This window comes from Streptococcus mitis (assembly GCF_005844455.1).
Classification (GTDB): Bacteria; Bacillota; Bacilli; order Lactobacillales; family Streptococcaceae; genus Streptococcus; species Streptococcus mitis_BF.
Genome location: NZ_SPGF01000048.1, coordinates 1 through 16,184, shown reverse-complemented (window position 1 = coordinate 16,184; position 16,184 = coordinate 1). Strand labels below are relative to the sequence as shown.

The 16,184-nt window shown below is 42.9% G+C and carries 8 protein-coding genes; 5 read left to right on the top strand and 3 right to left on the bottom strand.

The window, feature by feature from the left end; translation table 11 throughout:
- The first annotated feature begins 100 nt into the window (after nucleotides 1-100).
- Nucleotides 101-1,150, top strand: coding sequence for an LLM class flavin-dependent oxidoreductase (locus FGQ53_RS08890; RefSeq protein WP_138337948.1), 1,050 nt, complete (start codon nucleotides 101-103; stop codon nucleotides 1,148-1,150).
- Nucleotides 1,151-1,249: 99 nt separating this feature from the next.
- On the opposite strand, the gene FGQ53_RS08885 is transcribed toward FGQ53_RS08890, so the two are convergent.
- Nucleotides 1,250-5,134 carry a pullulanase gene (locus tag FGQ53_RS08885; RefSeq protein WP_138337945.1) on the bottom strand — a complete coding sequence of 1,295 codons (3,885 nt, stop codon included), beginning with the start codon at nucleotides 5,132-5,134 and terminating at the stop codon, nucleotides 1,250-1,252.
- A gap of 114 nt (nucleotides 5,135-5,248) precedes the next feature.
- Entirely contained in the window at nucleotides 5,249-6,529 is a 1,281-nt protein-coding gene (locus FGQ53_RS08880; RefSeq protein WP_229090355.1) for a M protein trans-acting positive regulator PRD domain-containing protein, read from the bottom strand.
- A 59-nt stretch (nucleotides 6,530-6,588) separates the two neighbouring features.
- Here FGQ53_RS08880 and FGQ53_RS08875 point away from each other — a divergent pair.
- Nucleotides 6,589-7,394, top strand: a protein-coding gene (locus FGQ53_RS08875; RefSeq protein WP_138337939.1) for an IS5 family transposase whose coding sequence is annotated in 2 segments (ribosomal slippage) — nucleotides 6,589-6,963 and nucleotides 6,966-7,394 — 804 coding nt in all. Because the reading frame shifts where the segments join, the coding sequence is not laid out codon by codon here.
- A gap of 13 nt (nucleotides 7,395-7,407) precedes the next feature.
- Here the strand turns inward: FGQ53_RS08875 and FGQ53_RS08870 are convergent.
- Nucleotides 7,408-7,587: a hypothetical protein gene (locus FGQ53_RS08870; protein WP_138337936.1), complete on the bottom strand. Its 180-nt coding sequence runs from the start codon at nucleotides 7,585-7,587 to the stop codon at nucleotides 7,408-7,410.
- Nucleotides 7,588-8,067: 480 nt separating this feature from the next.
- On the opposite strand from FGQ53_RS08870, the gene rpoB reads away from it, so the two are divergent.
- The 3 genes from rpoB (at nucleotide 8,068) to ndk (ending at nucleotide 16,014) form a co-directional block, all read left to right on the top strand.
- A complete protein-coding gene (gene rpoB, locus FGQ53_RS08865; protein ID WP_138337933.1) occupies nucleotides 8,068-11,679 on the top strand; it encodes a DNA-directed RNA polymerase subunit beta in 3,612 nt (1,203 codons plus the stop codon).
- A gap of 32 nt (nucleotides 11,680-11,711) precedes the next feature.
- Nucleotides 11,712-15,389 (top strand): DNA-directed RNA polymerase subunit beta', encoded by a 3,678-nt coding sequence (gene rpoC, locus FGQ53_RS08860; protein ID WP_171019125.1) that lies wholly within the window; start codon nucleotides 11,712-11,714, stop codon nucleotides 15,387-15,389.
- Nucleotides 15,390-15,600: 211 nt separating this feature from the next.
- Nucleotides 15,601-16,014: a nucleoside-diphosphate kinase gene (ndk, locus tag FGQ53_RS08855; RefSeq protein WP_138337930.1), complete on the top strand. Its 414-nt coding sequence runs from the start codon at nucleotides 15,601-15,603 to the stop codon at nucleotides 16,012-16,014.
- Nucleotides 16,015-16,184 lie beyond the last annotated feature (170 nt).

The following is a 16,184-nucleotide window of genomic DNA, read 5'->3' as shown; positions in this document are numbered from 1 at the left end:
AGGATTGGAAAAAAGTGTTTTAAAGTCCACTGTCAGCAGACAATGGACAAAGTTGCTTTTTGGAAACAATTGAGTATAAAATAGATAGCGAGGAAACACCATGGTAGAATTGGGAATTTCAACATTTGGGGAAACAACGGAGCTTGAAGGAACTGGGCAAACTTATAGTCATGCCGAACGCATTCGTCAGTTGGTGGCAGAGATTGAACTGGCTGACAAGGTTGGTTTGGACGTGTATGGGATTGGCGAGCACCATCGAGAGGATTTTGCAGTATCAGCTCCAGAGATTGTTCTGGCAGCTGGGGCAGTCAATACCAAGAAAATCCGTTTGACCAGTGCAGTCAGCATTCTCTCAAGCATGGACCCCATTCGTTTGTTCCAACAGTATGCCACTATCGATGCTTTGTCAAATGGACGAGCGGAGATTATGGCTGGAAGGGGCTCTTTCACGGAATCTTTCCCTCTGTTCGACTATGATTTGAAAGACTATGAAGCTCTCTTTGATGAGAAATTAGACTTGCTTCAGTTAGTCAATGAAAAGACCAAGCTAGACTGGCAAGGTCGATTGACTCAAACGATTGCTGGCAAAGAAGTCTATCCTCGTCCAGTTCAGGACAAATTGCCCTTGTGGATAGCGACAGGTGGTCATGTTGAATCAACAGTGAAGATTGCTCAGGCGGGGCTGCCGATTGTCTATGCTATTATTGGTGGCAATCCGCGTTATTTTAAAAAGTTGATTCAGGCTTATCGTGAGATTGGGAGTGAAGCGGGCCATGCCAGTCATGAACTAAAGGTTGGAGCCCATTCTTGGGGTTGGATTACTGAGGATGGCGAGCAGGCTGTGAAAGATTATTTCCATCCGACCAAGCAAGTGGTGGATGCTATTTCCAAAGACCGCCCTCATTGGCAGGAATTGCGTTATGAACAATATTTGGAGCAAGTTGGACCAAATGGTGCTATGTTTGTGGGCAATCCAGATCAGGTAGCAGAAAAATTGATTCGCATGATTGAAGACTTAGGTTTGGACCGCTTCATGCTCCATCTACCGCTTGGTTCTATTCCTCATGATCAAGTTCTGAGAGCTATTGAACTCTTCGGCACACAAGTTGCACCTAAAGTACGGGCTTATTTTGCCATGAAAGAGGCTTAATAAAAAATCCTAATCAAGTTTATTAGGACAACAAATATTATACAAAAATCAATCCCCCGAGCGTCAAGGCTTGGGGGATTTTTCTATAGGAGGGCTAGTTTAGTTTTCTTTGTTGTTTTTTAGTAAGAACCCGAGACCTAGAAGGGTCAGGAGACTGATTCCTGCAAAAAGGAGTTTGTAATCATTTTTAGTTCCTGTATTTGGAAGTTCAGCTTGTTTAGCTAGGGGTGTAGGTATATTTTCCTTGTTAGAGTTATCTACCTCTTCGTTTTGAACCGCTTCTTTTACAGATGATGCTTGTGCTTCTTGTGCTGGTTGTTCAGTATGTGAATCAGTTGTAGCTTGGCTAGGTTTATGATCCGCATCCGCTACTTTTGTATCTGGTTTTGTAGAGTCAGGTTTAGTTTGTGGAGCTGGATTTTGATGTTCCGGTTTGACGACTCGGTTTGGAGTGCTGTCTTTGCCGTTATTTTGACCTTGCTCTTGTTTAGAGTTTGAAAGTTCAGGTTTTGTTTTATCTTTTATAGCTGGACTGCCTTGAGAGATTCGAAGAACAGTGGCTGTAAGGGCATTTAACTTCAAGCCTTTTTCAGTCCATTCAAGTCCTTGAGGGTTGGCAATTCCGACTGGACCTGCTTGGTTTTCATCTGCTAAGACTTCAGCATTTCTGAGGTGGGCAAAGGCAGTTCCCAAGTTAAATTCGCGAGCTTTTTCGTCCGCATTGACAAAGACTGCGTAGATATCTCCGTTTGGAGCAGTGATTTGGTAGCCAATCACTACATCCTCTTTTTCCACACCATTTTGGCCTGGTACAGTGATGAGGTGGACAAGGTCCTTGATATCTTGAAGACTCTTAAGTCGGAAGGCGTCTGTAGATTGACGAAGGGCAATCAAACCTTTCATATAGTCGCGACTCTTGACATTTTCAGGATATGCCTTCCCATCTGTAGCCTTGGTCCAGTCAAACTTGTTGATGGCATCACTAGAATCGTAAGAGTCATGGATGAAGTAAGGATAGTCAAACGGGTTGCCGTCCTTATCACGCAACAAGTGAGATTTGTTTGGTACCTTATCCTCTGCTACTGGAGTTTTGTAGGCTGGGTCACGGAATTGTTTGGTACGTCCATATTCCTGACCAGAGTGGATAAACGGAGTTCCTTGAGCAGTCAAGACCATGAGGTTTCCAAGTCGCAAACGACGATGAATCTCAGCATAGTTCTCAGCCTTGCTTGGGTCTTTTTTGATAGACTGGGCGATGATATCAAAGAGGGTCAAGTTATCATGGGCTGTGATATACTGGATAACATCTCCAGGGCTGTCTGCTTCAAAGTTGGTTGGTTGGGCAATGAGATTTTTAAAGATAGTGTTGATATCGCGTTTTCCACCTGTGATAAAGGCTGGCTGACCTTCGTTTGGATAGCCAGACTTGAGGTTGTTACGGATGTCGTCCGAAAAGACTGCGACAGTATCTGTTTTCTTCATCCAAGACTGATCAGCAGGTTGTATGGGCGTATTTTCATCACCAGTATAGGTTTTCCAGCCTTCACCAAGCATGATGAGGTTTGGATTGAGGGCGCGTGCAGCCTTGTAAGCTTCTTCGATAGAAGCGGCATCATGGTCTCCCATCATATCGAAACGGAAACCATCTACTTTATAGGTTTCAACTAGATACTTGATAGAGTCTACCATGACGCGTTTAGACATGTAGTGGGTTGTTCCTAGACGACCACCACCAAAGCTAGTACGAGGTGTTCCGTCTGCATCCATGAAGTGGTAGTAGTTTGGCTCAAGGTCTTCAAAGATATCAACATTGGCAGTATGGTTGTAAACTACGTCTAAGATAGCACCCATGCCACGTTTATGGATTTCGTTGACAAGGTTTTTAAATTCTGCGATACGTTTTTCTGGGTCCTTTGGATCACTTGAGTACATACCAGTCAAGGAGAAGTAGTTTTGAGGGTCATATCCCCAGTTGTAGTTGCTATTGCTTGAAGCATAGTCAGACAAGCGTTCATGGTTTTTCAATTCATTGACAAAGTAGTAAGATAAGACTGGAAGGAGCTGGATGTGGGTTACACCCAAGTCTTTGAGGTAGTCTAGTTTTTCGATAAAGGCTTCAAAGGTACCAAATGGTTTGGTCAAGTCTTTTGCAATGGCCGGATCTGAAGTGAAGTCACGAACATGAGCTTCGTATATAACGGCATCTTCACGAGTCTTGAAGTTGTGAATCTTACCGTAAGTCAAGTCTTGTGGTCCTAGTTTAGCTGGATCTACAAAGGCAGCTTTAGCCACTTTATGGGCATCGTCGATCTTGGCATCATCACTATTCCATGCAGCGAGAGATTTAGCGTAAGGATCGAGTGCAAGAACAGTTTTCCCCTGACGCTCGATTTGGTAGTGGTAGTAGTAGCCAGTGTAGTTGCTGATACCGAGACCTGAGTTTGCATCCAGAGTTTGTTTCCAGGTGCCTTTTTCTCCTTTTTCAAGAGCGACAGTTCCAACCACTTTGTTAGGGTCATTTTTGTCGTAGACAACAACAGAAACCTTATCAGCGCTTGGTGACCAGAGGGTCAAATCAACCTGTTTTCCTTCTTCTTTTAGGTCAGCTCCCAGTTTGCCATCATAGCTGTAAGTCTCATCTTTAAGGCGCCAGCTTGTTTTGGTAGTGAAGTGGTCGGAATTGTAGCTAACAGTATATGGATGTTTTGTGTCAGAGAAATCTCCGCTGTAGGTCACTTTCTTACCAGCTTCATCGATTGTAACATCGGTGATAGTTACTTTGTTTCCTAGGTGATTAGTGATGTTGGAGTGCTTGAGGATCTCCTCTTTTTTAGCACCAACAAGGGTTGAAAAGCTACTTTCAATGCTAGAAGTTCCTACGTGTTGGGCTCCTGTCATACGGATATCATGGACATAGTATGGATTTGTGTAAATCGATTCGTCATCGTCTTTTAGGAAGATTTGGCTATGATTCTTCAAATCTGTAAACTTATAATCTTCTTTACGGATTTTCACGTCGTCTCCTTGTTTGCTCTCATCTAGTAACAAAAATCCAAATTCTTTGGCGGCATCCTTAAGAGGAATATCGATATAGCGACCATATTTGCCTGTAGCCGTAAAGTCTGTTCCGTCAGGCCATTGAGCGCTACTTGGATTTTTCACATCTCCCCAGTACCAGAGGGATTTCTTGTCATAGTTGCCATCTGTGCGGTAGTAGTTGACGCGAACAGTTCCTGCAGGTTGTGGCTCGTAAGAGAAAATCTTGTAATCTTGGTCTAACCAAGCCTCGTTCATTTTTGGAACTAGTTTTTCGGCCGATTTATCGCCGGTTAGATTTTTTCCAGCTGTATTGTTGATGAGGAAGCTAATTTTCTTGGCTTGTTCTCCCTTTAATTTGACATCTAGGTAGTAGCCGTAGTCATCTTTTTTGGCATCCTTAAAGGACAAGGCTCCGTTAGGCCAGTTTTCAGAAGGTTTTTCAACATCGTCCCAAGTCCATAGTCCTTGAGCATCCTTGTTTTCTTCAGGAAGTTTTTTGACGTGGATACGGAAGTAGTTGTCTTCGATTGGCTCTTCTGCCTTAGTTTTAGGCGTTGCTGGACTAGTAGAAGTAGTCGGCTCACCTGAACGATCTTGCCCAGTTTGTGGTGCTGGATCAGTTGAGCTTGCAGCAGGACTAAGTGGCTCTGTTGCAGGTTTTTCTTCTTTTTTCTCTAGGGAAGCGTTTGCACTATCAGGTGAAGAAATATCGCTTTCGTTCTTGCCAGCGATGTTTGTTGCATCAGTAAGAGGTTGAGTAAGGGCAGTAGTAGTTTCACTATTACTTGCGTTAGTGGTTGTAGTATTTTCCTTGGCTGAGATAGTTGGTGTAGCCATGGCAAGTAGGACAAGACTTGCTCCGATAAGGACAGAACCAGTTCCATTTTTGAGGGAACGGATGCTGTAAACCATTTTTTTCTCAGTTTGAGCTGGTGTTTTTCTCATAATGATTCTCCAATCAATAAATTTCTATATCAGTATAGCATGTAGTAAAACAATATGCAAGCGTTTTCTTGAAATTGAACTAAAAGAAAAATCGCAACAGGTTTTCTGTTACGACTAAGCTAGTCTTTCTTTATGAATTTGTGAACCCAAAAGGTGGAGGTGGTGAAATAGTTCTGCAGTAGAAAGATTCCGACTACAAATAATGGGTTTCGGACAGTTGGAAACAGGGAAGGTGGTGATAACAATATCGTGTAGAATTTGATTGAGGATTGAGGAAGAGATACTGGACTTTTCCCAAGGATCAAATAGATAGAGATTGTTACCGTAGTGGGAAAGGGTGTCAATTAGGTTTTGTGCGTGCTCACTATCTAGATGACTAATGACCAAAACACGAATTTTGGGAAGTTTTTGAAGTAATTGGACTAAAATGCGTTGTCCTTGGATAGAAAAGGCATAAACTAGCTCTTGTAGTTTACTCGGGTGACTCTCTAGACCGATTTCAGCTAGATAAGCCTGAAATTTCCTTTGACTTGTGTCCAATAGTTTAGGAAACTCTTTTTGGTAATTGGTTAAAAGTAGAGACTTTTGCTTTTCAAGAGATTTGTTGCTAAGTGGGTGGAGAAAATCAGATTGGGCAGTGTAGTGGAGGAGCCAAATCAATTCTTCGCGATTTTCAATCTGTAGGTGAAATTCTTTGGTCAGCTCTTCTAGAATTTGGCTCAATAAACGGTAGGATTTTTGAATCTGATGAATGTCTCCTAAGGCTCCATTGTTAGGCTTGTTTGTGATTCGAGGAGACTTTACTGGGGTTGAAAATAGCTGTTCCAGTGTTTCCTTTGTAGGTTCAAAATGGAGTTTTTTAGCCAGCTTTTTGATATCTTGTTCAAACTGCGGAATTTGCATGAGAGAGCTGTAGTGACTGGTTAAAAGGGGAGTTGGATTTTCAATAAAGTGTTTCCTCTTAAAACGCTCCAGATTGATAGCTAAGGTATATTTAATCTGCCGTAGATTGCTGAGGTTGAGTGAAACTTGTTGGACGTTCAAAAATAACTGAATCAAGTCAGCCAGACACTCTTCGGAAATAGAAGAGAAGGGCCAATCAAGAAAGCTGTAACTTTGGCTAAAGTAGTCCAGATAAAAGGCGCGAATGTCTTCTTCTGCTCCCTCCAAGACTAAAGGTGAAATTTGGACCTTGATGCCATAGTGTTGTGGGAGTTTAGTATTTAGATGCTGGATGGTTTTCTCAATCTGCTCTGGATTAGTCGAAAGTGTCTGACATATTTGGTCAAGTGATTGTCCCTCTTTGAAAAAAAGTTGGTTCAAAAAAGAATAAGTTGGCGATTGTTCAAAGATAGCAATTCTAGGGTCTAAAGAGTTTCGGGCTTCAAACTGCAACTGAATACTTCTTTTGTTGATTAGACTTCCTGCGAAACAAAATATGGTACAATAATTCTATGAATTATGAAGCAAGCAAACAATTAACTGATGTACGATTTAAGCGCCCTGTTGGTGTTCAGCGCACTACTTTTGAAGAGATGTTAGCTGTGTTAAAAACAGCTTATCAACATAAACACGCAAAAGGTGGACGAACCCCTAAGTTAAGCTTAGAAGATCTCCTCATGGCTACTCTTCAATACATGCGAGAATACCGTACTTATGAACAAATTGCGGCTGATTTTGGCATTCACGAAAGCAACTTAATCCGTCGGAGTCAATGGGTTGAATCAACTCTTATTCAAAGTGGTTTTACGATTTCAAAAACTCATCTTAGTGCTGAGGATACGGTGATTGTGGATGCAACAGAGGTAAAAATCAATCGTCCTAAAAAAATCAACTAGCCAATTATTCTGGTAAAAAGAAATATCATGCTATGAAGGCTCAAGCGATTGTCACAAGCCAAGGGAGAATTGTTTCATTGGATATTGCGGTGAACTATTGCCACGATATGAAATTGTTCAAAATGAGTCGCAGAAATATCGGACAAGCTGGTAAAATCTTGGCAGACAGCGGTTATCAAGGACTCATGAAGATGTATTCACAAGCGCAAACTCCGAGGAAATCAAGCAAACTTAAGCCACTAACTCTTGAAGATAAAGCCTATAACCATGCGCTATCTAAAGAGAGAATCAAGGTTGAGAATATTTTTGCCAAAGTAAAAACGTTTAAAATATTTTCAACAACCTATCGAAATCGACGCAAACGGTTTGGATTACGAATGAATTTGATTGCTGGCATTATCAACCGTGAACTAGGATTTTAGTTTCGCAGGAATCCTATTGAATAAGGAGATTTGGAAATAATTGCTCAAGTTTAAAAAGGTGTTCTTGCAATTCTTCTGCTGGTAGATTCAGATTTTCTGACAAAGATAAATCTTGTATCCAATCCTGGTGTTTGGTTAGTTCTTCCAGTAACATTAGCAAATTCTGTTCTGTTTCAGAAAGCAAAATATCCATAATAAATCTCCTTATATATTTATACATATATATTAAAATAAAAACCAAGTAAAGTCAAGAAAAATGGGCTAAGATAAAATAGGATAACCGTGATTTACTATATTCTTTTTGGGTAATTAGGGTGAAAATGAACTTCGTAAAGCAATAGTTGAATTCAATTTTTTATAGGAAAAAAATTATCAAAAATCTACAGAATCCCTTGAAAAATCTAGCTAAATAGGGTATACTATGAGTAGTCATTTGTCGTAGGTTTTGTCTGAAATATTGTCCAGACAAGGCTCACAGCAGTTAAATCTTCTGAAAAAGTCAGATTTAGCTGCTCTTTTTGTGCTTTTTTTCAGGATCTTGCGTATTTGTAACAAAGACTTAAAGATTCTGAAAATTTGCCCAAAGGACACGGTGATAGGGGTTTTAAAACCATATGACGCTTAGAAAGCCTAATCGACAAGGCTTGGAACTTATTTACAAAGGAGAATCATCTTGGCAGGACATGACGTTCAATACGGGAAACATCGTACCCGTCGTAGTTTTTCAAGAATCAAAGAAGTTCTTGACTTACCAAATTTGATTGAAATTCAAACGGATTCATTCAAAGCTTTCCTAGACCACGGTCTTAAGGAAGTGTTTGAAGATGTATTGCCAATTTCAAACTTCACAGACACAATGGAGTTGGAATTTGTTGGATATGAAATCAAGGAACCAAAATATACGCTAGAAGAAGCTCGTATTCACGATGCTAGCTACTCAGCACCAATTTTTGTAACCTTCCGCTTGATCAATAAAGAAACAGGCGAAATTAAGACCCAAGAAGTTTTCTTTGGTGATTTCCCAATCATGACAGAAATGGGTACTTTCATCATCAATGGTGGTGAACGTATTATCGTATCTCAGTTGGTCCGCTCACCAGGTGTTTACTTTAACGACAAAGTTGATAAAAATGGTAAAGTGGGCTACGGTTCAACTGTTATCCCTAACCGTGGAGCTTGGTTGGAACTTGAAAGCGACTCAAAAGACATCGCCTACACTCGTATCGACCGTACTCGTAAGATTCCATTTACAACCTTGGTTCGTGCCCTTGGTTTCTCAGGTGATGATGAAATCTTTGATATCTTTGGTGATAGCGAATTGGTTCGCAACACTGTTGAAAAAGATATCCACAAGAATCCAATGGACTCTCGTACCGATGAAGCTTTGAAGGAAATCTACGAACGCCTTCGCCCAGGTGAACCTAAGACCGCTGAAAGCTCACGTAGCTTGCTTGTAGCTCGCTTCTTTGATCCACGTCGCTATGACTTGGCAGCAGTTGGTCGTTACAAAATCAATAAAAAACTCAATGTTAAAACACGTTTGCTCAACCAAACCATTGCGGAACCATTGGTAGACCCTGAAACAGGAGAAATCTTGGTAGAAGCTGGTACAATCATGACTCGTAGCGTGATTGAAAGTATTGAAAGCCATTTGGATGGCGACTTGAACAAGATTGTTTACATTCCAAATGATGCAGCGGTTGTGACTGAGCCAGTTGTTCTTCAAAAATTTAAGGTTGTTGCACCAACGGATCCAGACCGTGTTGTAACCATCATTGGTAATGCTAACCCAGATGACAAGGTTCGTATCGTAACTCCTGCAGATATCCTTGCTGAGATGAGCTACTTCCTCAACTTGGCTGAGGGACTTGGCCGTGTAGATGATATCGACCACCTTGGAAACCGTCGTATCCGTGCGGTTGGTGAATTGCTTGCTAACCAAGTACGTCTTGGACTTTCTCGTATGGAACGTAATGTTCGTGAACGTATGTCTGTTCAGGACAACGAAGCCTTGACACCACAACAAATTATCAATATTCGTCCTGTAACAGCTGCGGTTAAAGAATTCTTTGGTTCATCACAGTTGTCACAGTTCATGGACCAACACAACCCGCTTTCTGAGTTGTCTCACAAACGTCGTTTGTCAGCCTTAGGACCTGGTGGTTTGACACGTGACCGTGCTGGATATGAAGTACGTGACGTGCACTACACTCACTATGGTCGTATGTGTCCAATCGAGACGCCTGAAGGACCTAACATCGGTTTGATCAATAACTTGTCATCATACGGTCACTTGAACAAGTATGGATTTGTTCAAACACCATATCGTAAGGTTGACCGTGAAACTGGTGTAGTCACAAACGAAATCGTTTGGTTGACAGCCGATGAAGAAGATGAATTTACTGTAGCACAGGCTAATTCAAAATTGAACGAAGATGGTACTTTTGCTGAGAAAGTTGTCATGGGACGTCATCAAGGGGTCAACCAAGAGTATCCGGCAGAAGTGGTTGACTACATGGACGTGTCACCAAAACAGGTAGTTGCCGTTGCGACTGCATGTATTCCATTCTTGGAAAACGATGACTCCAACCGTGCCCTCATGGGTGCCAACATGCAACGTCAGGCTGTGCCTTTGATTGATCCTAAAGCACCTTACGTTGGTACTGGTATGGAATACCAAGCAGCTCACGACTCTGGAGCTGCGGTTATTGCTCAGCATGACGGTAAAGTTACCTACGCAGATGCGAACAAGGTAGAAGTTCGCCGTGAAGATGGTTCCCTAGATGTTTACCACGTTCAAAAATTCCGTCGTTCAAACTCAGGTACTGCTTATAACCAACGTACGCTTGTTAAAGTTGGCGATGTCGTTGAAAAAGGCGATTTCATCGCTGACGGACCTTCTATGGAAAATGGAGAAATGGCGCTTGGACAAAACCCAATCGTTGCCTACATGACTTGGGAAGGTTACAACTTCGAGGATGCCGTTATCATGAGCGAACGCTTGGTGAAAGACGATGTTTATACATCTGTTCACCTTGAAGAATACGAATCAGAAACACGCGATACAAAGCTTGGGTCTGAAGAAATTACGCGTGAAATTCCAAACGTTGGTGAAGATGCCCTTAAAGACCTTGACGAAATGGGGATTATCCGTATCGGTGCTGAGGTTAAAGAAGGCGATATTCTTGTAGGTAAAGTAACACCTAAGGGTGAGAAAGACCTTTCAGCTGAAGAACGTCTCTTGCACGCTATCTTCGGAGACAAGTCTCGTGAAGTGCGCGACACTTCTCTTCGTGTACCGCACGGTGCCGATGGTGTCGTTCGTGATGTTAAGATCTTTACACGTGCAAATGGAGATGAGTTGCAATCAGGTGTCAACATGCTGGTTCGCGTCTACATCGCTCAAAAACGTAAGATCAAGGTCGGAGATAAGATGGCCGGACGTCACGGAAACAAAGGGGTTGTCTCTCGTATCGTTCCTGTAGAAGACATGCCTTACCTTCCAGACGGAACTCCAGTCGACATCATGTTGAACCCACTTGGGGTGCCATCACGTATGAATATTGGTCAGGTTATGGAGCTCCACCTTGGTATGGCGGCTCGTACTCTTGGTATCCACATTGCGACACCAGTCTTTGACGGAGCAAGTTCTGAAGATCTTTGGTCAACCGTTAAAGAAGCAGGTATGGATAGCGATGCCAAGACAATCCTTTATGATGGACGTACTGGTGAGCCATTTGATAACCGTGTGTCAGTTGGTGTCATGTACATGATCAAACTCCACCATATGGTTGATGATAAATTGCACGCGCGTTCTGTCGGACCATACTCAACCGTTACTCAACAGCCACTTGGAGGTAAAGCTCAGTTTGGTGGACAACGTTTCGGTGAGATGGAGGTTTGGGCTCTTGAAGCCTATGGTGCGTCAAATGTTCTTCAAGAAATCTTGACTTACAAATCTGACGATATCAACGGACGTTTGAGAGCTTATGAAGCTATTACAAAAGGAAAACCAATTCCAAAACCAGGTGTTCCAGAATCCTTCCGAGTTCTTGTCAAAGAATTGCAATCTCTTGGTCTTGACATGCGTGTCCTTGACGAAGATGACCAAGAAGTGGAACTTCGTGACTTGGATGAAGGAATGGACGAAGATGTCATCCACGTAGATGACCTTGAAAAAGCCCGCGAAAAAGCAGCCCAAGAGGCTAAAGCAGCCTTTGAAGCTGAAGAGGCTGAGAAAGCAACAAAAGCGGAAGCAACAGAAGAAACTGCTGAACAAGAATAAGCAGTTCACTTAGAATAGAAAGGGAAGAAATAGTGGTTGATGTAAATCGTTTTAAAAGTATGCAAATCACCCTAGCTTCTCCAAGCAAAGTCCGTTCATGGTCTTATGGAGAAGTCAAAAAACCTGAAACAATCAATTACCGTACGTTGAAACCAGAACGTGAAGGGCTCTTTGACGAAGTCATCTTTGGTCCTACAAAAGACTGGGAATGTGCTTGTGGTAAATACAAACGCATTCGTTACAGAGGGATTGTTTGTGACCGTTGTGGGGTTGAAGTAACGCGTACAAAAGTTCGTCGTGAGCGTATGGGGCACATCGAGTTGAAAGCTCCTGTATCTCACATCTGGTATTTCAAGGGGATTCCAAGCCGTATGGGCTTGACCCTTGATATGAGCCCTCGTGCCCTCGAGGAAGTTATCTACTTTGCGGCTTATGTAGTGATTGATCCTAAGGATACACCACTTGAGCACAAGTCTATCATGACAGAGCGCGAATACCGTGAGCGCTTGCGTGAGTATGGTTATGGTTCATTCGTTGCCAAGATGGGTGCCGAAGCCATTCAAGACCTGTTGAAACAAGTAGATCTTGAAAAAGAAATTGCTGAACTCAAAGAAGAGTTGAAAACGGCTACTGGACAAAAACGTGTCAAAGCCATCCGTCGTTTGGATGTTTTGGATGCCTTTTACAAGTCTGGGAACAAACCTGAATGGATGGTTCTCAACATCCTTCCAGTTATTCCACCAGATCTCCGTCCAATGTTGCAGTTGGATGGTGGCCGTTTTGCCTCATCTGACTTGAACGACCTTTACCGTCGTGTTATCAACCGTAACAACCGTTTGGCTCGTTTGCTTGAGTTGAATGCACCAGGTATCATCGTTCAGAATGAGAAGCGTATGCTTCAAGAAGCGGTTGACGCTTTGATTGACAATGGCCGTCGTGGCCGTCCAATCACAGGTCCAGGTAGCCGTCCGCTGAAATCATTGAGCCACATGCTCAAAGGGAAACAAGGACGCTTCCGTCAAAACTTGCTCGGTAAACGTGTTGACTTCTCAGGACGTTCCGTTATCGCCGTTGGTCCAACACTTAAGATGTACCAATGTGGTGTGCCACGTGAAATGGCGATCGAGCTCTTTAAACCATTCGTCATGCGTGAAATTGTCGCTCGTGATATCGTGCAAAACGTCAAAGCAGCTAAACGTTTGGTGGAACGCGGAGATGAGCGTATCTGGGATATTCTTGAAGAAGTGATTAAAGAACACCCAGTACTTTTGAACCGCGCACCGACCCTTCACCGTTTGGGTATCCAAGCCTTCGAGCCAGTCTTGATCGATGGTAAGGCCCTTCGTTTGCACCCGCTTGTCTGTGAAGCCTACAATGCCGACTTTGACGGGGACCAAATGGCCATCCACGTACCGCTTTCAGAAGAAGCTCAAGCAGAAGCTCGTATCTTGATGCTTGCTGCTGAGCACATCTTGAATCCGAAAGATGGTAAACCAGTTGTTACCCCATCTCAGGATATGGTTTTGGGTAACTACTACTTGACCATGGAAGAAGCTGGTCGTGAAGGTGAAGGAATGGTCTTCAAAGACCGGGACGAAGCTGTTATGGCTTACCGCAATGGATATGTTCACCTCCACTCACGTGTTGGTATCGCGACAGACAGCCTCGACAAACCATGGACAGAAGAGCAAAAACACAAGGTCTTGCTTACAACAGTTGGTAAAATCCTCTTCAACGACATCATGCCAGAGGGTCTACCTTACTTGCAAGAACCAAATAATGCGAACTTGACAGAAGGGCTTCCAGATAAGTACTTCTTGCCAATAGGTGGCGATATCAAGGAAGCCATTCGCAACCTTGAACTCAATCCTCCATTCAAGAAGAAAAACCTTGGAAATATCATCGCTGAGATTTTCAAACGTTTCCGTACAACAGAAACCTCTGCATTCTTGGACCGATTGAAAGACTTAGGTTACCATCATTCAACACTTGCTGGATTGACAGTGGGGATTGCTGATATCCCAGTGGTTGAAGACAAGGCTGAAATCATTGAAGAATCTCATAAGCGTGTAGAACAAATCACAAAACAGTTCCGTCGTGGTTTGATTACTGATGATGAACGTTACAATGCTGTTACAGCTGAATGGCGTGCTGCCCGTGAAAAACTAGAGAAACGCTTGATTGCCAACCAAGATCCTAAGAACCCAATCGTTATGATGATGGACTCTGGAGCCCGTGGTAACATCTCAAACTTCTCACAGCTTGCCGGTATGCGGGGTCTGATGGCTGCTCCGAACGGACGTATCATGGAATTGCCAATCCTTTCAAACTTCCGTGAAGGTTTGTCAGTACTCGAAATGTTCTTCTCAACTCACGGTGCCCGTAAAGGTATGACCGATACGGCCCTTAAGACAGCCGACTCAGGTTACTTGACTCGTCGTTTGGTTGACGTTGCCCAAGACGTTATTATCCGTGAGGACGACTGTGGAACTGACCGTGGTCTCTTGATCCGCTCTATCGCAGAAGGAAAAGAGATGATCGAGTCTCTTGAAGAGCGTCTCAATGGTCGTTACACTAAGAAAACTGTTAAACATCCAGAAACTGGTGCAGTAATCATTGGTCCAAATGAGTTGATTACAGAAGACAAGGCGCGTGAAATTGTCAATGCTGGTGTGGAAGAAGTAACTATCCGCTCTGTATTTACATGTAACACTCGTCATGGTGTCTGCCGTCACTGTTACGGTATCAACTTGGCGACTGGTGATGCGGTTGAAGTTGGTGAAGCAGTTGGTACAATCGCTGCCCAATCTATCGGGGAACCTGGTACACAACTTACAATGCGTACCTTCCACACGGGTGGGGTTGCCTCAAATACCGATATCACTCAGGGTCTTCCTCGTGTCCAAGAAATCTTTGAAGCCCGCAATCCTAAAGGGGAAGCGGTTATCACAGAGGTTAAGGGACAAGTTACTGCTATCGAAGAAGATGCCTCAACTCGTACCAAGAAAGTCTTTGTTAAGGGCGAAACTGGTGAAGGTGAATATGTTGTTCCATTTACCGCTCGTATGCGTGTTGAAGTTGGGGACCAAGTAGCGCGTGGTGCTGCTCTTACAGAAGGTTCTATCCAACCAAAACGTCTCCTTGCAGTTCGCGATGTCTTGTCAGTTGAAACTTATCTTCTCGGTGAAGTACAAAAAGTTTACCGTAGCCAAGGGGTAGAAATCGGTGACAAACACATCGAGGTAATGGTTCGTCAAATGATCCGTAAAGTGCGTGTCATGGATCCAGGTGACACAGATCTTCTCATGGGTACCCTCATGGATATCAATGACTTTACAGATGCCAACAAAGATGTCCTTATCGCAGGTGGAGTTCCAGCGACTGGTCGACCAGTCCTTATGGGAATTACCAAAGCCTCACTTGAAACAAATAGTTTCTTGTCAGCGGCTTCCTTCCAGGAAACAACTCGTGTCCTTACAGATGCAGCCATCCGTGGTAAGAAAGACCATCTCCTTGGACTTAAAGAAAATGTTATCATCGGTAAGATCATCCCAGCAGGTACTGGTATGGCACGTTACCGTAACCTTGAACCACATGCTATCAACGAAGAAGAATACCTTAATCCTCCAGTAGAGGAAGAAGGAAATGAAGAAACAACAGAAGTAGTTGTGGATACTGCCGTTGAAACGGTGGAAGAAACAGTAGAATAAAATCAGATGAGAGCCTTCGGGTTCTCTTTCTCTTTTCTGAAAACTTTCTCCATTTTTCCATAAAATGTGGTAAAATAATACTCAATGAAAATCAAAGAGCAAACTAGAAAACTAGCCGCAGGCTGTACTTGAGTATGGCAAGGCGAAGTTGACGTGGTTTGAAGAGATTTTCGAAGAGTATAAAAGAAAGAAGCTGACAAAGGAGACAAGTATGGAACAAACATTTTTTATCATCAAACCAGATGGTGTAAAAAGAGGACTAGTGGGTGAAGTGTTGAAACGCATCGAACAACGTGGATTTACAATCGAAAAATTGGAGTTGCGTTCACAGGTTTCAGAAGAGTTGATTGACCAGCACTATCAGGACTTGGTTGGTCAGAGTTTTTACCCACCGATTCGTGAATTTATGACTTCAGGACCAATCCTTGTAGGTATCATTTCTGGTCCCAAAGTAATCGAAACCTGGCGGACCATGATGGGAGCAACTCGTCCAGAAGAAGCTTTGCCAGGAACGATTCGAGGTGATTTTGCAAGAGGTGCTGGAGAAAATCAGGTTATCCAAAATGTTGTACATGGTTCAGATTCAGAAGAGTCAGCTAAGCGAGAAATTGCTCTTTGGTTTTAAGAGTTGATTGGCTCAATCAATCGGTTAAAAGCTCATTTGAATAGAAAGTATAGTCAATTATTTTAAGACATGACGCATAATATCAAATTTTTTATACTCAATTGTTTCCAAAAAGCAACTTTGTCCATTGTCTGCTGACAGTGGACTTTAAAACACTTTTTTCCAATCCT